15 protein-coding genes are annotated in these 21,062 nt (G+C 70.1%); 8 read left to right on the forward strand and 7 right to left on the reverse strand.

All coding sequences use genetic code 11. The features are described from left to right. Nucleotides 1–97 precede the first annotated feature (97 nt). Both AB5J50_RS27080 and AB5J50_RS27085 read left to right on the forward strand, forming a co-directional pair. Entirely contained in the window at nt 98–1,384 is a 1,287-nt protein-coding gene (locus AB5J50_RS27080; RefSeq protein ID WP_369260865.1) for an adenylosuccinate synthase, read from the forward strand. 185 nt (nt 1,385–1,569) lie between these two features. Next, nucleotides 1,570–2,061 carry a hypothetical protein gene (locus tag AB5J50_RS27085; RefSeq protein WP_369260866.1) on the forward strand — a complete coding sequence of 164 codons (492 nt, stop codon included), beginning with the start codon at nt 1,570–1,572 and terminating at the stop codon, nt 2,059–2,061. A gap of 154 nt (nt 2,062–2,215) precedes the next feature. Here the strand turns inward: AB5J50_RS27085 and AB5J50_RS27090 are convergent, their stop codons facing one another. Continuing rightward, a complete protein-coding gene (locus tag AB5J50_RS27090; protein WP_369260867.1) occupies nt 2,216–4,099 on the reverse strand; it encodes a serine/threonine-protein kinase in 1,884 nt (627 codons plus the stop codon). Between the two features lie 302 nt (nt 4,100–4,401). Here AB5J50_RS27090 and AB5J50_RS27095 point away from each other — a divergent pair, with 302 nt between their 5' ends. Then, complete coding sequence (locus AB5J50_RS27095) at nt 4,402–6,213, forward strand: bifunctional UDP-sugar hydrolase/5'-nucleotidase (protein ID WP_369260868.1); 1,812 nt, start codon at nt 4,402–4,404, stop codon at nt 6,211–6,213. A gap of 121 nt (nt 6,214–6,334) precedes the next feature. Here the strand turns inward: AB5J50_RS27095 and AB5J50_RS27100 are convergent, their stop codons facing one another. The 4 genes from AB5J50_RS27100 to AB5J50_RS27115 form a co-directional block, all read right to left on the reverse strand. After that, nucleotides 6,335–7,738 carry a condensation domain-containing protein gene (locus AB5J50_RS27100; RefSeq protein ID WP_369260869.1) on the reverse strand — a complete coding sequence of 468 codons (1,404 nt, stop codon included), beginning with the start codon at nt 7,736–7,738 and terminating at the stop codon, nt 6,335–6,337. Nucleotides 7,739–8,023: 285 nt separating this feature from the next. Beyond that, the gene (locus tag AB5J50_RS27105) at nt 8,024–8,674 is read right to left on the reverse strand and encodes a hypothetical protein (protein WP_327430390.1); all 651 of its coding nucleotides are present in this window, start codon (nt 8,672–8,674) and stop codon (nt 8,024–8,026) included. Nucleotides 8,675–8,896: 222 nt separating this feature from the next. Continuing rightward, nucleotides 8,897–9,592 (reverse strand): GntR family transcriptional regulator, encoded by a 696-nt coding sequence (locus tag AB5J50_RS27110; protein WP_369260870.1) that lies wholly within the window; start codon nt 9,590–9,592, stop codon nt 8,897–8,899. A gap of 415 nt (nt 9,593–10,007) precedes the next feature. After that, nucleotides 10,008–11,369: an aspartate aminotransferase family protein gene (locus AB5J50_RS27115; RefSeq protein ID WP_327430392.1), complete on the reverse strand. Its 1,362-nt coding sequence runs from the start codon at nt 11,367–11,369 to the stop codon at nt 10,008–10,010. Nucleotides 11,370–11,589: 220 nt separating this feature from the next. Between AB5J50_RS27115 and AB5J50_RS27120 the strand changes: the two genes are divergently transcribed. The 4 genes from AB5J50_RS27120 to AB5J50_RS27135 all read left to right on the forward strand — a co-directional run bounded on the left by AB5J50_RS27120 (nt 11,590) and on the right by AB5J50_RS27135 (nt 16,522). Beyond that, complete coding sequence (locus AB5J50_RS27120; RefSeq protein ID WP_369260871.1) at nt 11,590–12,192, forward strand: type 1 glutamine amidotransferase family protein; 603 nt, start codon at nt 11,590–11,592, stop codon at nt 12,190–12,192. After that, nucleotides 12,189–12,668: a MarR family winged helix-turn-helix transcriptional regulator gene (locus AB5J50_RS27125; RefSeq protein WP_369260872.1), complete on the forward strand. Its 480-nt coding sequence runs from the start codon at nt 12,189–12,191 to the stop codon at nt 12,666–12,668. The genes AB5J50_RS27120 and AB5J50_RS27125 overlap by 4 nt, the downstream gene beginning before the upstream one ends. A gap of 79 nt (nt 12,669–12,747) precedes the next feature. Further along, entirely contained in the window at nt 12,748–14,874 is a 2,127-nt protein-coding gene (locus AB5J50_RS27130) for a protein kinase (protein ID WP_369260873.1), read from the forward strand. Nucleotides 14,875–14,989: 115 nt separating this feature from the next. Then, the gene (locus tag AB5J50_RS27135; protein WP_369260874.1) at nt 14,990–16,522 is read left to right on the forward strand and encodes a substrate-binding domain-containing protein; all 1,533 of its coding nucleotides are present in this window, start codon (nt 14,990–14,992) and stop codon (nt 16,520–16,522) included. Between the two features lie 34 nt (nt 16,523–16,556). Here the strand turns inward: AB5J50_RS27135 and AB5J50_RS27140 are convergent, their stop codons facing one another. After that, entirely contained in the window at nt 16,557–19,232 is a 2,676-nt protein-coding gene (locus AB5J50_RS27140; RefSeq protein WP_369260875.1) for an ABC transporter substrate-binding protein, read from the reverse strand. A gap of 371 nt (nt 19,233–19,603) precedes the next feature. Continuing rightward, nucleotides 19,604–20,344, reverse strand: coding sequence for an SLATT domain-containing protein (locus AB5J50_RS27145; protein ID WP_369260876.1), 741 nt, complete (start codon nt 20,342–20,344; stop codon nt 19,604–19,606). Between the two features lie 360 nt (nt 20,345–20,704). Between AB5J50_RS27145 and AB5J50_RS27150 the strand changes: the two genes are divergently transcribed. Continuing rightward, nucleotides 20,705–21,049, forward strand: a complete 345-nt coding sequence (locus AB5J50_RS27150; protein WP_369260877.1) for a YbaB/EbfC family nucleoid-associated protein — start codon at nt 20,705–20,707, stop codon at nt 21,047–21,049. The last annotated feature ends 13 nt before the right edge of the window (nt 21,050–21,062 follow it).

A 21,062-nucleotide genomic window follows, 5' to 3' on the forward strand; every position in this document is an offset into this window, starting at 1 on the left:
CGGCCAAAGGAGGTCGCCGGCGTACGCAGCCGTATCGAAAACCAGCCGCGTACGTCCCCGACCTTGGACATGCCCCGCCCGGAAGGGGTGTACGCCTGTGCCCGCACTTGTGCTGCTCGGTGCTCAGTGGGGTGACGAAGGCAAGGGAAAGGCCACCGACCTGCTCGGTGGATCTGTGGATTATGTGGTGCGCTACCAGGGCGGCAACAACGCCGGCCATACGGTAGTCGTGGGCGATCAGAAGTATGCCCTCCACCTCCTCCCTTCCGGAATCCTCACGCCGGAGTGCACTCCGGTGATCGGAAACGGAGTCGTCGTCGACCCGTCGGTCCTGTTCTCCGAGCTGAACGGACTGAACGAGCGCGGCGTCGACACGTCCAAGCTCCTGATCAGCGGAAACGCTCACCTCATCACGTCGTACAACGTGACCGTGGACAAGGTGACGGAACGCTTCCTCGGGAAGCGGAAGATCGGTACGACGGGGCGTGGCATCGGCCCCACCTACGCGGACAAGATCAACCGCGTCGGCATCCGCATCCAGGACCTGTACGACGAGTCGATCCTGACGCAGAAGGTCGAAGCGGCCCTTGAGGTCAAGAACCAGCTGCTCACCAAGCTCTACAACCGCCGCGCCATCGAGGCCGGCCAGGTCGTCGAGGAGCTGCTGAGCTACGCGGACCGGCTCAAGCCGTACGTCGCGGACACCGTCCTGGTCCTCAACCAGGCGCTGGAGCAGAACAAGGTCGTGCTCTTCGAGGGCGGTCAGGGCACGCTCCTGGACATCGACCACGGTACGTATCCGTTCGTGACGTCCAGCAACCCGACCGCGGGTGGGGCGTGCACGGGTGCGGGTGTCGGCCCGACCAAGATCAGCCGGGTCATCGGCATCCTCAAGGCGTACACGACCCGTGTCGGCTCGGGGCCCTTCCCGACCGAGCTCTTCGACGCGGACGGCGACGCGCTGCGCCGGATCGGCGGCGAGCGCGGTGTGACGACCGGTCGTGACCGGCGCTGCGGCTGGTTCGACGCGGTCATCGCCCGCTACGCGACCCGCGTCAACGGTCTGACCGACTTCTTCCTGACCAAGCTGGACGTCCTGACCGGCTGGGAGGAGATCCCGGTCTGCGTGGCGTACGAGATCGACGGCAAGCGCGTCGAGGAGCTCCCGTACTCCCAGACCGACTTCCACCACGCGAAGCCGATCTACGAGACCCTCCCGGGCTGGTCGGAGGACATCACGAAGGCCAAGACCTTCGAGGACCTCCCGAAGAACGCCCAGGCGTACGTCAAGGCGCTGGAGGACATGTCCGGGGCGCCGATCTCCGCGATCGGTGTCGGCCCGGGCCGGGACGAGACGATCGAGATCAATTCGTTCCTGTCGTAACTCGCGGGGAGCCTCCGCTCCCCGCGTCTGCCTGTGGCCCCCGCCGGAATGATTCCGGCGGGGCCATCTATGTGGCATACGGGGTACTTTCCTCCACTTTGTCCCTTTTCTGCGATAGGACTCCTTTCGCAAGGAACGGCTTTCTCGATCCATTCGAGGAACCTGACGGACAAGAGGAAGAAAACATGCGACGCATCGCGCTCGGACTCGTGTCGGCTGCCTGCAGCACCGTGCTGGCCGCCACGCCGGCACTCGCCGACAGCCCGCAATTCCGGTACGCGAGAAACACCCTGGATTCAAGCGGGGCCCTCATCACCTCGTTCAAGGAGGTCGGCCTGGGAACGGGTACGACCAGCGTCAGGATCACGGTCACGGCGGCGGCGACCGCTGTGTACCAGTGCTTCAACAATGGCGGCAACCATCCCAAGGCGAGGAACAAGGAGACCCTCGAGGCCGATACGATCGTCTCCGCCGATTTCCCCGTGCGCAACGGGCAGACCACCGGGTCCTTGACCACGGGCCCGCTCGGACCGGGTGACTTCAAGTGCCCATCGGGACAGACGCTGTTCCTGGAGAGTGTGAGCTACTCCAACGTCTTCGTCAGCGATGCGGCCGGTCACAATCTGAGGGCCACGCCCTCCACGATCTCGAACAATCACCTCCACATCCGAGTCTGACCGTCCGCGACGTCGCGGTGTCCTTCTTCCACGCCATCGACCCGCGGTGATCCACGCCTTCCCCTGAACGTGAACGCCCGGCCGGTCCTCCGGCCGGGCGTTCACGCTGTACGGCCGCCCCTGACCCCCTCCTCGGCTGTTGGCGCCCGGGGGCTCAGTTCGCTCGTACGAGGTCGAGGGTGTGGCCGGTTTTCTCGTCCGTTCGCCGGAGCTTGTTCTCGCCGGTGACGGTGAAGATGTGGGTCGCTTTGGCGTTGCAGCCGTCGGCGATGTCGGGGCCGAGGACCAGGCCGGCGTCGGTGGCCGAGACGAGGATCGCGCGGTAGGTGCAGACGGTGCCGTTGGTGCTGCTGGTCTCGGTCATCGTGGTCACCTCGCTGCCGAAGCCGCCCTGGTGGATGGTGAGGCGGTCGGTGGGTTCGGCGGCAGTGGAGGGACTGGCGGGCTTCCAGGTGCCGAGGTAGACGGCGGGTACCGGTCGGCTGCCGGTCTTTGCCGGTTGCAGGTCGCCGCTGAGGTTGGCCATGACCCAGTGCAGACGGCCCCCTCTGGGGGTCAGGTGCTGCTCCGCGGATGCGTTGCAGTTCGCCTTCGGGTCGTAGCGGACCGTCGCCGTGACCTTGCCGGGGCTGAGGACGCGTTCGGTGGAGGTCTTCGTGGCGAGGTCGGCCTCGCCCTTGCACAGGACGTCTTTGCTGACCACGAGCAGGGTGTCGCCCTTCTGGCCGACTTGCGCGCCGCTGATGGTCTCGATCCGGATGAACTGCTCGTGGTTCGGGTCGCTGCTGTCGGTGAGGTTGCCCTCCCAGGCCCCGGCGAACGGGTCACCGCCGCTGCCTGAGCTGCTGCTGCTCGCGCTGCCACCGCCGCCCTTGTTGCCGTTGTCGCCGCCGTCGTCGGGCAGTTGGGAGAGGACCACGATCCCCGCGACGATCGCAGCTGCGGCAGCGACGACGATGAGCCGGGTCCTGCGCCGGCGTCGGCGGGGTCGCTCGGCCGGTTCGGGCGGCCCGGGGTCCACGGGCACCTCGCCGGGCGCCGCCCCGAAGTCCCGGGTCACCGCATCCGCTGTCGGAGGTGCCGCGACCTCTGCCGGAGGCGCTGAGACCTCCGTCGGAGGTATCGCAACCTCCGTAGGAGGCCCGTCCGCGTCCAGCAGCTCCGCCGCCCGTCGCCCCAGCCCCGCCAGCAACGCCCCCGGCAGCCAGGGCTCGTTCCCGGCACCGCCCTCCGTGCGGGCCGCGACCTCGGCCGGTGTGGGCCGGAGGGCCGGGTCCTTGCGGAGGCAGTCGCGTACGAGGGTGTCGATGCCCGGTGGCAGCCCGGCCAGGTCCGGTTCCTCCTCCGCGACGCGGAACAGCAGGGCGTGCAGGCCGCTGCTCGCCGTGCCGAAGGGCGGGCGGCCCGTCGCCGCGAAGGCGAGTACCGAGCCGAGGCAGAAGACGTCCGAGGCCGGGGAGGTGCGCAGGCCGCGCACCTGCTCGGGCGACATGAAACCGGGCGAGCCGATCATCATGCCGGTACGGGTTCTGAAGTCGTCCAGGACGGTGTCCAGGGCCCGGGCGATCCCGAAGTCGATGACGCGGGGCGCGTCGACGGTCAGGAGGATGTTGGACGGCTTCAGGTCGCGGTGGACCAGACCGGCGGCATGGATTGCCTGGAGGGAGAGGGCGAGCCGGTTCGCCAGGACGCGGACGGAGGCCAGGGGGAGCGGCCCGTACTCCTTGTCCACGACCGTCTGGAGGGAGGGCCCGGGAATGTACCCGGTGGCGACCCAGGGCGTCGTCGCCTCCGTGTCCGCGTCCAGTACGGGCGCGGTCCACGCTCCGCCGACGCGGCGCGCGGCTGCCACCTCCTGTGCGAACCGCCGCCGGAATTCCGGCTCCTGGGCCAGTTCGGTCTGGACGAGCTTGACGGCCACGGTCCGCCCGCCCTCGGAACGGGCGAGGTAGACCCGGCCCATTCCGCCCGCGCCGAGCCTGCCGATCAGACGGTACGGGCCTATACGGGGCGGATCCTCGGGGCCAAGGGGGTCCATGCCGCACTCCTGTCAACCGCTGGATGAGACCAGGTGATTCGTCGGAGCCCGGATCCTCACTCAGATCCTCTGCGCGGATCTTTGCACAGCAATAGGGGAGTTGGGGCACTTTGGCCCGATCGCCCGGGACGGTACCGGGCGACGGCAGGCAATTTCCGTTACTTGACCGGGAGATGGGGTTTTCCTGGTTTCGGAAGGGGTACGTCGGCGACCACGATCTACGCGTGTAGTCCCCACAGGCCCCCGCACGGCTCGCACGGCCCGTTCCCCTGCCCTCGCCACCCCACTCCCAGGAGCCCCGTATGCCCGTCAACCCCCTGAACCGCCGGGAGTTCGTGAAGAAGTCGGCCGTCACCGGTGCGGCCGTGGCCGTCGCGGGGACCGCTGCCGCGACGCCCGCCCAGGCGGCTTCCGACGCGAAGCCCCCAAAGGCGCCCAAGACCTGGTCGTTCTCCATCCTCGGCACCACCGACCTGCACAGCCACGTCTTCGACTGGGACTACTACAAGGACGCGGCGTACAAGGACAGCAAGGGCAACAAGACCGGTGTCGCCCGCGTCGCCACCCTCATCAAGCAGCAGCGCGCCGCCAAGGGTGAGGACCATGTCCTCCTCGTCGACGCGGGCGACATCATCCAGGGGACCTCGCTGGCGTACTACTACGCGCGCGTCGACTCGATCACCGGCACCAACGGGCCGAAGCACCCGATGGCCGTCGCCATGAACGCCCTGAAGTACGACGCCGCCGCGCTCGGCAACCACGAGTTCAACTACGGCATCGACCTGCTGCGCAAGTTCGAGAAGCAGTGCCACTTCCCGCTGCTGGGCGCCAACGCCCTCGACGCGAAGACGCTCAAGCCCGCCTTCCAGCCGTTCACCGTGAAGTGCATTCGCGTTCCCGGCGCCCCCGACATCAAGGTCGGCATCCTGGGGCTCACGAACCCCGGAATCGCCCTGTGGGACAAGGACAACGTCTCGGGCAAGATGGCCTTCACCGGCCTCGTCGAGCAGGCGAAGAAGTACGTGCCCCGCATGCGCGCCCTCGGCTGCGACGTCGTCTTCCTCACCGACCACTCGGGTCTGGACGGCAGTTCGTCGTACGGCACCGAACTCCCGTACGTCGAGAACGCGTCGAACCTCGTCGCCGAGCAGGTCCCGGGCATCGACGCGATCCTCGTCGGCCACACGCACACCGAGGTCTCGTCGTACACGGTCACCAACACCGAGACCGGCAAGGACGTCGTCCTCTCCGAGCCGTACTGCTGGGGCATGCGCCTGACCGTCTTCGACTTCGAGCTCGAACTCGTCCACGGCCAGTGGAAGGTCACCAGCACCAAGGCGCAGACCCTCAACTCCAACACGGTCGAGGAGGACGCGGAGATCACCGCCCTCCTCAAGGCCGACCACGACTTGGTGGTGAAGTACGTCAACACGGCCGTCGGCACCTGTACCGAGGACCTGTCGGCGGCCGAGGCGTGCTGGAAGGACACCGCCGCCATGGACTTCATCCACCAGGTCCAGATGGAGTCGGTCAAGTCGGGCCTGTCGACGGCGGACGCCGCGCTCCCGCTGATCTCGGTCGCCGCGTGCTTCAGCCGTACCGCCGACATCCCCAAGGGCGACGTCACGATCCGCGACGTCGCGGGTCTCTACATCTACGACAACACCCTGTACGGCAAGAAGCTCACCGGTGCCCAGCTCAAGGACTACCTGGAGTACGCGGCGAAGTACTACCACCAGGTGCCGAGCGGCACGGCCGTCGACACCGCCACGGTGACGAACGCCAACAGCTTCTGGGACTACATGTACGACATGGCCGCGGGAGTGTCGTACGAGATCGACATCGCGCAGGCCGAGGGCTCCAGGATCAAGAACCTCACCTACAACGGCACCGCGGTCGCCGACGACCAGGTCTTCGTCGTCGCCGTCAACAACTACCGCGCCAACGGCGGCTCCGGCTACCCGCACATCGCCGCCGCCGACATCGCCTACAGCTCCACCAACGAGGTCCGGCAGCTGATGATCGACTACTTCACGGCCAAGGTCACCCTGAACCCGGCCGACTTCGCGGTCAGCAACTGGAAGCTGACGCAGGACGGGACGCCGGTGTTCTGACCCGCGCGCACCGACGCCACCTGCCACACCGCCTGACACGCCACCGCGGCCGACGTCCTCCCTCCGGAGGGTGTCGGACGCGGTGGCCCGGCTCTCTCCGAGGGTCGGGCCACCGGGGTTCTCAGACGCGTACGGCCTGTCCGGCCGGGTGCCGCGCCGCCGTGACGATGAGTTCCCGCAGCCGGTCGACGTACAGGCACATGTTCTTGTACGCCACGTCGGTGTCCGGGTAGCGGCAGGCGAACTGCACGCCCTCGTGGAGCCGGGTCGTCCACGCGCACACCTGGTCGCCCGACGACACCCGGATCAGCCCGTACGCCTTCAGGTCCCGCCACCGCTCCGATCCCACCACGCCGCGCGCGTCGACGAACGAGACGATCGAGTAGAGGTCCGGGGACGTGGGCCGGAAGTCGGCGCCCAGCAGTCGGAGCACGCGCGCGATGGGCATCCGGGCGAGCGGGCGGCTCTCCCGCAGCGCGGCCCGCACCATCTCCAGCGCGCTGTCGAAGTCCGTCGCCCGCGCCACGGGCACCTCGATCGGCGCGCCGCCCACGTACCAGCCCACCGAGTCCGACCACTGGGACTTCGCCCGGGTGTGGAACGGCACGACAGTGCGGTACACCTCCTGCCCGCCGATCTCGCGGACGGCCAGGGCGGTGGCCGCGAGGATGCCGACGAGGCTTCCGCCGTACGGGCGGCAGCGCGCCTCGAAGGCCTCCGCGTCCGCGTCGTCCACGAGCATCTCGTGCATCAACTTCTGCCCGGGCAGCGGCCCTTCGGGGTCGAGCCCGAGGTCGACGGGGAAGTTCGGCAGCTTCCCGTCGCAGCGGCCGATGAACTCCCGCCAGCGGGCCACGATCGCGTGCGTGTCGTCGATCCGGTCGGCGTTCGTGCGCTCGCTCGCGCAGAAGTCGACGTAACTGGCCACCGGCGCCCTGTCCATGGCGCGGCCTTCGAGTCCGGCCGCATAGAGCTCGTGGATCTCGGCGGGGATGCGGTAGATCGAGTAGGCGTCCACGTTGCTGTGGTCGAACGCCATGCGGACACTCGCGCCGTCCTCCCTGACGACCGCGGTGTAGATGAAGTTCGGCCAGGTCAGCGCGTTCGCCACGACGTCGAAACGGTCCTGCAAGTAGCGGGTGAGCCAGGATGCCTCGGCGAAGTCGCCCTTGTCCTCGCGGTGCAGTAAGACGTCTTCGGCGTCCAGCGTGAAGCGGCGCATCTCGTCTCCGGCCCACCGGAAGCCACTGCGCAGCGTCTCGTGCCGCAGTGTCCATGCCCGCAACGCGCCTTGCAGTACGTCGAGATCGAGCCTCCCCGGGATGTCGAACGTCGCCCCCAGCCACGTCGGCACGAACAGGCCGTCCTCGTGCACCGAGCGCGCCGTCCGGACGTGGGATTCCTGCACGTACGCCGGTGGCCGCTCGTCGTCCGGCAGTCTCGCCGAGGCTTCGACGGCCGCCGGATGCAACGTCCACTCGACGAGACGTCCGGGCCGCATCTCGCAGCGCTGGAGGTCGGTCATACGCACAGGGCTCTCCGATCGCGGCATCCCTCGATGCCCACGACCAGACCAACGAACGGATGATCCTGAAGAGACGCCGGCCGGAGAGAAGTCGAACGAAGCGAACTTCGGCGCCAAGATCGATCACACCCCGATCATGAACATGGACGACCTCCAGAAGGGTCTGTCCCAGCTGGGTCGCTGAGCCCGAGACCGCCCCCGCGTCCGGCCTGGAGCCTTGCCGGGCGTGACTCCGGCGTACCCCAAAGCCGCCGCGTACTCCGCGTACCCCGTGTACGGCTCCCCTCAGCTGAAGATGATCATCGAGCCCTGGGCGAGGCTCCGGGTCGCGGCCGCGTGCAGGCCCAGCCAGACGTGCCGTTCGCGGGCGAAGGGGCTGGCGTCGTAGGGGGCGGGGGCGGCGGGCTCCTCCAGCTCCGTGGGGGCCATGGGAGGTTCGGGAGCCGCCGGAGGGTTCGCCGGGTCGATACCGATCGACGGGGCGACGAACTCGAGTTCGCGCAGCAGGGTCTGGGAGGAGCCCAAGGGGCCGCCGCCCGCGAGGAGTTCGTCGTTGGCGAGCGGGTGCGGGAAGTCGACGGGGACGTACGCCCCCGCGTGGTCGTAGTGCCAGACCAGGTGGGACTGCTGGGCGTTCGTCTCGAACATCTCCAGCAACTGCTCGTAGTCGCCGCCCAGTTCGTCCACCGGGGTCACCGCGAGCCCGCACATCTGGAGGAGATACGCGCGGCGCAGGAAGTGCAGCGCGTCGTAGTCGAACCCGGCGACCGGGGCCACGTCACCCGACAGCCCGGGCATGTACGCGTACACCGGGACCGGCGGGAGTCCGGCCTCGGCCAGCACCTTGTCGTAGAGCGCGAGCTCCTCGGCGAAGGGGTTGTCGGGGGTGTGGCACAGCACGTCGACGAGCGGGACCAACCACAGGTCACAGGCCAACAGACGGCTCCTCTTGCTCCTTGGGGTGCAGGGTGGTCAGGGCAGCGTAATGCGCGCGGCGGTTCTGGGAAGTCCCGGTGCACAAGTCCGTGGTGGGCGGGCCGGTGGTGGGGGCACGCGGCGGAGCCGCTGATCGGTGCAGTGCCCCCAAACCCCCGATCGCCCGGAAGGCTCGTCCTCAAACGCCGGACGGGCTGGTTGGTGCCGGCCGGGCTGAAGCGATCACCTGGCGGCCAGGCGCTCGATGAGGGCGAGGGAGTGGGCGTTGTACTCCGTGACGATCGCGTGCGCGGCGGCCGGGTCGCGCCGGGCCAGCGCGTCCACGAGCTCCGTGTGGGCGGACCACAGGTGGCCCTTCAGGTCGTCCACCCGGCGCAGGTGCTGGACCGCGCACACCCACGACTGGACGCGCAGCCGGTGCAGGAAGTCGGCGAGGTAGGGGTTGCCGAAGAGGCCGCTGAGCTCGCGCCAGAAGCGGAGGTCGTAGCCGATGAGGATGTTCAGGTCGCCTGCGGCGGCGGCGCGCTGGGCCTCCTCGCCGCGGCGGCGGACGGCGGCGAGGGCGGCGACGGCGCGGGGGTCGTCGATCTGGCGCATGCCTCCCTTGGAGAGGCTGGTGAACATGCCGTCGGTGACCAGGCTCCGTGCCTCGATCATGCCGCGGTAGTCGGCCGCGGAGTACTCGTGGACGCGGAAGCCGCGGTGCTGGTCCGCTTCGAGGAGGCCCTGGGCCGACAGGTCGACCAAGGCCTCGCGGACGGGGGTCGCGGAGACGCCGTACTGTTCGGCGATCTCCTTCACCGTGAACTCCTGGCCCGGCTGGAGACGGCCCGCGAGTACCTCGTCGCGCAGCGCGTCCGCGATCTGCTGCCGCAGGGTGCTGCGGGTTACGGCCCCATTGCCGCCGCTGCCGGGCATGGTGTCTCGCTCCCCTGATCTACTCGCGTATCTCTCCGAGCAGGCCACCATACGCCGTGGGGCGCGCGAAGGAGTTTTTCGCCCCCGCCGCCCCTACCCGTCCCATCCCTTCCTGGGGGCTGCGCCCCCAGACCCCCGCTCAAAAGATTGCGCAGTTCCCCGCGCCCCTTTTAGGGGCGCGGGGAACTGCGCGACAAGCCCCCACCCACCCGCAGCCAAACGAATCAGGGCGGGCGGGGGATCGCGGGGCGAAGCCCCGCGCCGTCAGGGGCGCGGGGAACTGCGCGACCAGCCGCTACGCACCCGCGGCCGAAGAACCGGGGCGGGCGGGGTATCGCGGGGCGGAGCCCCGTGCCGTCAGGGGCGCGGGGAACTGCGCGACCAGCCCCTACGCACCCGCGGCCGAAGAACCGGCCTACGGAGTCGTCGTGTGCTCGTCGGCCACCGACAGGGCGTCGTCCAGCGCGGCCAGCCCCTCCTTGGCCTCGGCCTCCGTGACGTTGCACGGCGGCACGACATGGGTGCGGTTCATGTTGATGAAAGGCCAGAGGCCATTCGCCTTCGCGGCGGCACCGAACGCGGCCATGGGAGCATTCGCCGCACCGGCCGCGTTGTACGGAACCAACGGCTCCCGAGTAGCCCGGTCCTTCACCAGCTCCAGCGCCCAGAAGACACCGGTACCGCGCACCTCACCCACACTCGGGTGCCGCTCGGCAAGCTCCCGCAGCCCGGGACCGAGAACCGTCTCACCGATCCGCGCGGCCTGCTCGACGATCCCCTCCTCCTCCATGACGTTGATCGTGGCGACGGCGGCGGCACACGCCAGCGGATGCCCGGAGTACGTGAGCCCCCCGGGGTAGGGCCGCTTGGCGAAGGTCTCCGCGATGGCCGAGGAGATCGCCACACCGCCCAGCGGCACGTACCCGGAGTTCACACCCTTGGCGAAGGTCATCAGGTCCGGCGTCACGTCGAAGTGGTCCGCCGCGAACCACTTGCCCGTACGCCCGAACCCGGCCATGACCTCGTCCAGGATGAAGACGATGCCGTAGCGGTCGCAGATCTCCCGCACTCCGGGGAGGTATCCGGCCGGCGGCGTCATGATCCCCGCCGTACCCGGGATGGTCTCCAGGATGATCGCCGCGATGGTGCCGGGACCCTCGAAGGCGATGGTGTCCTCGAGGTGCTGCAGCGCCCGCTCGCACTCCTGCTGCTCGCTGTCCGAGTGGAAGGGGCTGCGGTACAGGAACGGCGCCCAGAAGTGGACGACACCGGCCGCGCCGATGTCGTTCGGCCAGCGCCGCGGGTCACCGGTGAGGTTGATCGCGGTGGAGGTGGCACCGTGGTACGAGCGGTACGCGGAGAGCACCTTCTGGCGTCCGGTGTGCAGCCGGGCCATGCGCGTGGCGTTCTCGACGGCTTCCGCGCCACCGTTGGTGAAGAAGATCTTGTCCAGGTCGCCCGGGGTGCGCTCGGCGATCAGCCGGGCCGCCTCCGAACGGGCCTCGATGGCGAAGGCGGGCGCGAACGTGGACAGGGTTGCGGCCTGTTCCTGGATCGCGGCGACGACCTTCGGGTGCTGGTACCCGATGTTGGTGAAGACGAGCCCGCTGGTGAAGTCCAGATACCGCTTGCCGTCGTAGTCCCAGAAGTACGACCCCTCCGCGCCGGCGACGGCGAGCGGGTCGATGAGCTCCTGCGCGGACCAGGAGTGGAACACGTGCGCACGGTCCGCGGCCTTCACGGCGGCACCGACCTGGGGGTTGGGCTGAGGGGTCATGCGGCGAGCGTAGATGTCCACGGTATGGACGCGACATCGGCGTCTTGTCTGTGGTCCGGGGGTTTCCGCGACAGGTTGTCGCGTATGCGGTGCGGTGCGGTGCGTGCCGTGCGGTGGGGGTGGTCGGGTGGCAGCAGATCGACCGATTGACAGCATGCTGCCTATTTGACAGCATGCTTACATATGCTTCGGCGCGCTTGAGGACCCCCTTGGAGAAGTCATGAGCCGCAAGCCCGTCCACCTCGCCGTCTACGACACCTTCGCCGACTGGGAGACCGGACACACGACCGCCTATCTCGCCCGCGCCGGGTACGAGATCCGCACGGTCGGCCCCGGCCGGGAGACGGTCACCACCATCGGCGGAGTGCGCATCCAGCCCGACCTCGCGCTCGACGAGCTCCGCCCCGAGGACAGCTCCCTGCTGATCCTCACCGGCGCCGACCTGTGGGACTCTAGCGACGACCTCGCCCCGTTCGCCCGCAAGGCCCGCGCGTTCCTCGACGCCGGTGTCCCCGTCGCCGCCATCTGCGGAGCCACCGCCGGGCTCGCCCGCGAAGGGCTGCTCGACGACCGGGATCACACCAGCGCCGTGTCCTTCTACCTCGCCGCCACCGGCTACAGCGGCGGCGAGCGGTACGTCGACGCCGACGCCGTCACCGACGGCAGGCTCGTCACCGCCGGTCCCACCGAACCCGTCGCCTTCGCCCGCGAGGTGTTCCGGCTCCTCGGGGTGTACGAGGGCGAGGTGCTGGACGCCTGGTACCGGCTGTTCCACGACTCCGACGCGGAGGCCTACGCCGTACTCGAAAAGGCCGCGCGGTGAGCCGGGAGCGCCAGGACCTGTTCAGCCGCAGCGCCCTCGCGGCCTTCCGGCTCAACGGGCAGTTCCTGTCCGTCGCCGAGGAGTTGGCCAAGCCCGCCGGACTGACCGCCGCCTGGTGGCAGGTGCTCGGCGCGGTGCTCGGCGAGCCCCTGCCCGTGTCCGGGATCGCCCGCGTCATGGGCATCACCCGGCAGAGCGTGCAGCGCATCGCGGACCTGCTGGTGGAGAAGGGCCTCGCGGAGTACCTCCCCAACCCCGCCCACCGCCGCGCCAAGCTGCTCTCTCCGACGGATGAGGGCCGCGCCGCGATCGCCCGGATCGGGCCCGGCCACGCGGCCTTCGCCGACCGTCTCGCCCAGGCCCTCGGCGAGGCCGGGCTCGCCGAGACCGTACGCGTGCTGGAGCGACTGTCCGCGGTGCTCGACGGCCTCGCGGCACCGGTGACAGAAACGGCATCCGCTGTTACGGAACCGTAGACACCGCCCCATCCATCTCCCCGTACGGCCGCCGTATCCTCGGTCTGTCGCACACATACGGGGGAGGGTGGGCGCAGCCATGGAGAAGCTGGGGCCTGGGGATCCGCAGCGGATCGGGGCGTATCGGTTGCTGGCACGCCTCGGCGCCGGCGGGATGGGGCACGTGTACCTCGCCCGGTCGGACCGGGGCCGTACCGTCGCCGTCAAACTGGTGCGCGAGGAACTCGCCGAGCAGGAGGAGTTCCGGGCGCGCTTCCGGCAGGAGGTGCAGGCCGCGCGGCGGGTCGGCGGGTACTGGACGGCGCCCGTCCTCGACGCGGACACGGAGGCCGAGATCCCGTGGCTGGCCACCGGTTACGTCGCCGGGCCCAGCCTCCAGACCGTCGTCGGCCACGACCACGGCGCACTCCCCGAGCGCTCCGTCCGCATCCTCGCCGCCGGCCTCGCGCACGCGCTCCAGGACATCCACACCGCGGGGCTCATCCACCGCGACCTCAAGCCCTCGAACGTGCTCGTCACCATCGACGGCCCCCGCGTCATCGACTTCGGGATCGCCCGCGCCCTGGAGACCGTGACCGACGGCGGCCTCACCCGCACCGGCGCGCTCGTCGGCTCGCCCGGCTTCATGGCCCCCGAGCAGGTCCGCGGTGACCGCATCACCCCCGCGTGCGACGTCTTCTGCCTCGGCTCGGTCCTCGCGTACGCCGCCAGCGGCGCCCTTCCCTTCGGGTCGACCAACAGCGGTGTGCACGCGATGATGTTCCGCATCGCCCAGGAGGAGCCCGACCTGGAGGGCCTGCCCGAGGGCCTCGCGGACCTCGTACGCGACTGTCTGCGCAAGGACCCGGCCGCCCGGCCCACCCTCGACCAGATCCTGGAGCGCACCGGCGCCGAGGACACCGTCTCGGACGGGCGTACGCGCGACCCGTGGCTGCCGAGTGCCCTGGTGGCACAACTCGGGCGGCACGCCGTGCAGTTGCTGGACACGGAGAACCCCGACGAGGGCCAGGGGCAGGGACAGGTCCAGGGATACGGGCAGGGGCCGGCGCAGGCGCACGGTCAGGCGGCGGGTGCGGGCGGCGTGCCGAGTGCCCCCGCCGCCGTGCCAGGGACACCCCCGGCTCCGGGGCAGGCTCCGGCCTCGGCCCCGGCCCCGGTCCCGGACTTCTCCAAGCCGCCGACAGTGCCCCCGTCCGCGCTCCCGTCCGCGCTCCCGCCCGTGCCGCAGTCCGCGCCCCCGTCCGCCCCGCCCGAGGCCTCCCCGGAGCACGCCCCCACCCCGGCCGAGGAGGGTGCCACCCCGCCCGCGCCGGGACAGCCAGCCCCCTTCAACCACCTCCCCACAATGGTCGCGGGCACGGGCCAGACACCTCCTCCGGCCGTTCCGCCCGTCACCCCGCACCCCGCGTACGGCTACCCCCAGCAGCACCCCCAGCCCGCCGGCCCGGGCACGCCCCATCCCGCGTACGGCTATCCCCAGAGCGGCTGGGGCCAGCAGCCGGGCCCGTACGGCTCGACGCCCCCGTACGGGCCGGGCGTCGCCCCCTCCCCGTACGGCCCGGGTGGTGCGACTCCGCCGTACGGACCCGGAGTCGTGCCCCAGCAGCCCGAACCCGCGCGCAGGAACGGCCGCTCCACCGCCCTCCTGATCGTCGTGGCCGTGGTCGTCGCGCTCGGTGCGGGCGGCAGTGTGTACGCGCTGATGAAGGGCGGCGGGAGCGACGACAAGAACAACGGCTCCGCGGCGTCGCCCGCGTCCAGCGCGCCCACGACGCCGGGCCCGAGCACGTCGGAGCCGTCCCCGTCGTCCCCGTCGTCCGAGTCGCCCAGCGCGTCGGCGTCCCAGGGCGGCACGATCCCGGAGGGGTTCCTCGGCACCTGGAACACGAGCATCGACAACAAGACGGGCCACAACACCCGTCAACTGACCATCCAGCAGGGCGAGGTGGGCGACACCGTCCTGTCGCTCACCGCGGACGGACCGGCCGGCAGCGGCACCTACCACTGCGTCTTCCAGGCCACGCTGACCGAGGCCCCGGCCGCCGACGGCCCCCTGGAGATCGGCCCGTCCGAGGTCACCGTCGGCGAACCGGCCTCCTCCTGCTCCCCGGGTGCCGCCTCCGAGGTCACCCTCCTGTCCGACGGCAGCCTGCGCCGCGTGAACAAGGACTCGGGCGAGGCGCTGACGTACACGAAGGGTGGCTGACGGAGGATCAGGCAGTGTCTGTTGAACGATAGTTGAAGTTCACCTGACGTCTCCCGGGCGTTCCCTGCCCGCGCCGTACCGTGTCCGCACCGCAGGGCTCGGGGGAGTGGCTCACATGGAGTGGCTGAGCGCAGAGAACGTCGTGGCCGTGGGCACCGCCGTGATCGGTGTCGTCGCCTCCGCCGTGATGGTCTGGTACGAGCGCCGGGTGCCGCGGCGCAAGAGGATCGGGTACCGGGTCCAGATGGACAACCCGATCGGCGACGACGTGCGTTCGGGGCGGGCAAACGTACGGCTCGGGCTGTTCGACGAGACGCCGGGCATGACGGACGCCACCCTCGTGCTGCTGCGGATCGAGAACGACGGCTCGCAGAGCATCGCCGGGGACGACTACACGAGCCGCGAACGGCACGGTCTGACCGCGGTGTTCACCGACCGCACCATCCGGGGCGTGTCCGTCACCCAGCCGCCCGGCACCGACCACCTCATGGACCACTTCACTCCGGCCGCGGGCCTCAGCTACGAGGACGGCGTCCTGCGCATCCCGCGCGTCCCGCTGAACCGGGGCGAGCACTTCAAGCTGCTCGTGCTGCTGTCGGGCGGCGACGTGGGCCGGGAGATACGGCTGATCGGCGGGCTGCGGGACGGTGAGGTCAGCCCCAACCGCAGTACGACACCGGACGATCAGCCGCCGCTGTTCAGCCGCGCCGCCCGGCTGATCACCGTGCTGCTGACCGTGTGCGTCGTCACGCTCGCGCTGATCGTCGTGCTGCGGGACGACACCCCGCGCCCGGTCGGCTGTGAGACGGGCACGCTGACGGTCACCGGCTCGACCGCCTTCGAACCCGTGATGCGCGAGCTTGCCGAGAAGTACCAGGAGGACTGCGAGGGCTCCACCATCGTGGTCGATCCGCACGGCAGCACGGCGGGTGTACGGGAACTCGCCGCCGTCGGGGCGAAGTCCAAGGCCGGCTCCCCACCCGTCGTCGCCCTCTCGGACGGCCCGAAACCGAGCGGCCTCCCGCAGCTGCGCGAGAACCGCGTCGCGGTGTCGGTGTTCGCGCTGGTCGTCAACGACGACATCCCCGTCAGGAACCTCTCGCTCACGGACGTACGCCGTCTCTATCGTGGCGAGATCAGGAACTGGAAGCAGCTCGGCGGCCCCGACCGGCCCGTCCTGCTGGTCAGCCGTGACGCCAACTCCGGTACCCGGCAGGTGTTCCAGCGCCGGGTGCTGGGGCGCGGCGAGATCGCGAACTCCTCCCTCGACTGCGTCCACAAGGACGACCCGACGGCCCCCGTCGTGCGCTGCGAACTCGACTCCACCGACCAGGTGTTGAGCACGGTGGCCAAACTCCCCGGCGCGATCGGCTACAGCGAACTCAACAGCGCCACCGGCTTCACCGGCCTGCACAAGCTCAGCCTCGACGGCCACACCCCGTCCGTCGAGGACCTGGAACACGGCACCTCCGACTACCCGTACCGGGAGATCGAGTACGCCTACACCTACGGCCAGCCGCCCGCCGACTCCCTCGCCTCCAGTTTCCTCTCCTACATCAGCCGGGGCAGCGGCCAGGACGTGATCCGTACGCATGGGCATCTGCCGTGCGGGACGCCGGTGGGGCTGAGGATCTGCGGCGACGGGTGACCTCGGAGCTTGCGCAGCAGTACCTCCGTGCCGCTCATGGGGCACATGGCGGGCCCTCCGCCTTGCTCGACGCCCCCTGCTTGTACGCCCCGCACACCACGACCGCCTCCGGCCGGTCCGCCAACTGCCGTAGCAGGACGAGGGTCTTGTCGCCGGGCGGGGCGTTGTTGCCCTGGTCGTAGGAGACGTATCCGGTGGCGCCGTTGAAGGTGACACCGCCGCCGAGGGCGACGAGGACGGACTCGCGGGAGACGGACTCGTCGCGCAGCCGGGCCTGGTCGACGGCCTGGGACAGGACGTGGAAGGCGTCGTACGAGACGGCGGAGTGGCCGTCCTGGATCCAGGGGTCGGCGCCCTCGGTGGTGCGCTGCACGAACGCGTTGTAGGCGTCCACGAACTGGCGGGTCTTGTCGCTGACGCGCGGGTCCGTGGCGGGCAGCCGGTGCGCGGAGTAGTAGAGGCGCAGCCAGTCCTTGTTGTTGAAGGCGCCGGTCTGGGCGACGTTGGTGAGTTCGTTGCCGCCGAGGACGGTGATGTCGTCGCTGATACAGGTGCCCCGGGTGTCCATGGCCTCGATGAACGCGGTGAAGTCACGGGCCCGCGCCGACCAGTAGACGACGGATTCAGGCTCCGCCTTGAGCGCCTTGCACAGCTGGCGGGCCAGTTCGTCCGCGCTGGACACGCTGGTCGCGCCGGTCGGCGGCGCGGGCTCGAAGTCGCCGACCTGGTTGAAGTTGAACACTTGGGAGGTGCCCGGGAAGTCGGCGCGGAACTTGTCCGCGAGGCTGCGGCTGTAGAGGTCCGCGGAGCTCTCGATGACGAGGGCGCGGCGGGCGGCGGAGCAGCTCGCCTCGGAGCCGGGCTCGGCCACGATGTTCTCCTGGCTCGCGAAGTCCGCCTCGATCCGTGCCTCGGTCGAGTTGGCCGGGGTGAAGGGCCAGTAGCTGAGGCTCGCGGAGCCGGCCAGCATCTCGTCGGCGGTCGCCGTGGTGCCGATCGTGGGGATCTTCGCGGCGCCGAGCACCTGGAGCGCGGCCCGGGTCTCGTCCCGGCTCTGCGCGTACGCGAGAACGCCGACGATCTTCTCGTACGCCTTCTGGTGGCTCTCGCCCCGCACTTCGGTGACCAGCTTCCTGGCTTCCGGTACGGCGTTCTTGAACGCCCGTCCGGTGGGGCGGACCTCCACCCGCAGCCGTACGGCCGAGTCGTTGGACACCGCGTCGTCGAGCAGCTTGCGCTGCCACATCGCTATGCCGCGCAGTTCGGGGATGGTGCCGTCGAAGCGCGTCTCGTTCTCGTCAGTGGGCACGCTGGAGACGAACGCCACCACGGTCCGTACGGTCCTGCCCTGGGCGGCGGCCCGCTCGGCCCGCACGTTCTGCTCGCCGATCTCCTTGACCGCCGCGTCGTACCAGCCCTTGGAGTCCACCGGGATGGGTGTGTCGCGGGCGGACTCGGCGACGGACTCGGTGCCACCGACGCAGGTGTGGTCCTCGGCGGGGGCGGTGATCTGGCGGATGACCAGGCCCGCGGCGGCCAGCGCGAGAACGGTCACGCAGGCCACGATCCCGGTGGGGACCATCCGGTTGACCTTGAACGTGCGCGGATCGACCTTGCGGAGGTCGAGCCCCGGCGCGGCCACTGCCTCGTCGCTGAAGGTCACCAGGACCGGGGCGGCGTCGTTCTGGCCGAGCCGCAGGCTGGCCTGCGCGAAGGTGGAGTCGGCGGGGTTGCCGAGCTCTTCCAGCAGCGCCTCGGACGGCCGGCCCACGGCCACGACGAGGGGTCCCGGCGGCCGGGCGGTGGCGCGCGCCCGGTGCAGCGAGCGCAGAAAACGCTCGGCGGCCAGGGCTCCGGGCGCACCCGGCGGAGGCACTTCCACGAGCAGGACGGGCCGCGCGGTCCTGCGTCTCCTCCCCGGCAGGATCCGCCCGACGGCGGGCGACCGCAGATCTTCGAGCAACGCCCGCAGCAGAAGCCGGTCGAGTTCCTGAAGCGCTTCCTCGTGGTTCGGGTCGTTCTTCAGCTGCGCCCCCCACACGGCGCCCGCGTTGTCCATCACCCGGAACAGCTTCTTGCCGCCCCCGGCCACCGGTTCCGCGCCCAGCCAGCCCCGCACCACCTTGCGGGACGTCCAGCGGGCCCACAGCCACTTGGGCATCCGCTGCACGAACGACAGCCAGCTGATGCCGACCAGGAATCCAGGGAGTCCGCCGAGGTCCGGCCCCTCCATCCTGGTGAAGCCCAACACGCCGCCGCGCCTGGCCCGTTGCTCACTGGCGTGGATACGCAGATTCCGCGCCTGCGAGCCCTCACGCCAGGCGGCCGGATTCGTGCGGATGTAGGAGACGAGGTCCCGCATCACCAGAAAGTGCGGGTACCGGTCGGGCGTCATGTGCTCCGGCGCCCCGGTCCCCACCTGGATCCCGGCGCTCTCCGACAGCAGCGCGGAGTCGTCCTCGGCGGGAAGATGGGCATACGGCACGAGCTTGCCGTTGTCGTACAGCGAGGCACGCAGCGCCCCGACGACACGGTCCACGACGCTCTCGTACGACGCCGCCGGCACCCGCAGCACGAACAGCGGCGGGCTGGTCGCCAGGTTCGACCGGTTCCGGTACTCGGGCGCAACGGCGGTAGGGAAGCCGAGGACGAAGTCCATGGCCCGGTCGTCCGGGAGCCCTTCGGGCCCGCCGCCTTGAGTCGCTGCCACGCAGAGCTCCCCCACTGGTCAACTGCATGTGTTCGCAAGGAAGTTGAGAGATTACTGGCCGAATAGCTCCCGTCGCAGCGGGTTGCCGCAAGCGCTTCCGTTTCCTTCACGCATGTGCTTTTGCCTGCGGGCCGGTGGGGGCTGGCCGCGCAGTTCCCCGCGCCCCTGAAGGCTCGGGGCTGCGCCCCATCGCCCCGGCCCGCCCCGGTCTTTTGTCTTTAGGGGCGCGGGGAACTGCGCGCCCAGCCCCCACCCACCCGCAGTCGACCGTTTAAGGGGCGCGGGGAACGGCGCAATCTTTTAGGGGGGTCTGGGGGGCGCAGCCCCCAGGAACGGGATGGGACGGGTAGGGGCGGCGGGGGCGAAACCCCCTACCGAGGCTCGGGCGGACGCTGGCGGGGCATGTTCGGCCGGGTGCTGGGCGGCAACGGCACCCGCCCGTTCACGGACCCCTCCACCCGAGGCGCCCCGGCCAACGACGACTGGAGCCCCAACGGCGCGGGCCCGGTCCGAAACTCCACCATCCAGTCCGCGGTCTCGGCGCGGACCAGTTCCGTCACGTCCTCGGAGAACCGCCGCAGCACACCAAGACACCGCTCCGCAGCCTCACTCGCCGTCCCCTCCGTAGGCCCCAGAACCTCCCGCACACTCTCCGACGCCCAGTCGAACTGCAACACCTGAAGCCGCCGCTGCACAGCCTGAGCCGTGGCCACGTCCCTTATCCACCCGGAGGTCACCCCGAAGAACCGGTCCCCCGCGACACAGGCGACCCCGAGCAGCAGCGCCAGATACCCCCAGGCGGCAACCCCGCCCACCACCCCGGTGAGGTCCAGAAGGGGAAGCGCGGCCCCGGCCACGGCCCCCACCGCGGCCCCACCCCGCAGCGCCCGCGCCCCCCACCGCTTCCACACCCGGTCCGTGAGATACCAGGAAGCCGTGTCGAGCGCGCCCCGCTCCACCCACTGGTACAGCTCGTGGAGCCGCTCGGCGGGCTCCCCCCAGTCCCCGAGCGGAAACGGCCGGCCGGTCAGGTCACTCGGCCGCAGCGCCGCCGCCCCGTCGCCCCGCCCGTCCTGGGGCGGCCCCTCGGGCTGCATCTCCGGTTGACTCACCCGGCACTCCCTACTGACGACGGCGACAGCGATAAGCGATAAGCAGTAAGCGACAAGCAGCAAGCAGCAAGCAACAGGCAGTGAGCGGCAAGCAACAAGCAACAGGCGATAACGGTGTGTGACATCACGTGACGCGTGGTGCAAAAGCGCCGCCCCCTTCCTACCGCCCAATGGGTGGCGATGGACCGGGTTTCTTCGCTTTTCCGCCCGGAAGGGGGTCTTGATCAGGTATAGGCCAAGGGATCGACTCACTCGAAAGAGTGCTTGGGCGACGGGCCCGTAGACCACGTAGGCTCATGCTGGACAGGAAAAACGGTCCAGACAGCCGTATACACAGCCGTACGAAACCAGGAGCTGATCGTGATTCCCGGTGGTGGCCAGCCCAATATGCAGCAGCTGCTCCAGCAGGCCCAGAAGATGCAGCAGGACCTGGCGAACGCGCAGGAGGAGCTGGCGCGGACGGAGGTGGACGGCCAGGCGGGCGGCGGTCTGGTCAGGGCTACCGTGACGGGCTCCGGCGAGCTCCGCGCCCTGGTGATCGACCCGAAGGCGGTCGACCCCGAGGACACGGAAACCCTCGCCGACCTGATCGTCGCGGCCGTCCAGGCGGCGAACGAGAACGCGCAGACGCTCCAGCAGCAGAAGCTCGGCCCGCTCACCCAGGGCCTCGGCGGCGGCAGCGGCATCCCGGGCCTGCCTTTCTAAGACAGGCGGACGC

Source organism: Streptomyces sp. R35 (assembly GCF_041053035.1).
Taxonomy (GTDB): Bacteria; Actinomycetota; Actinomycetes; order Streptomycetales; family Streptomycetaceae; genus Streptomyces; species Streptomyces lutosisoli.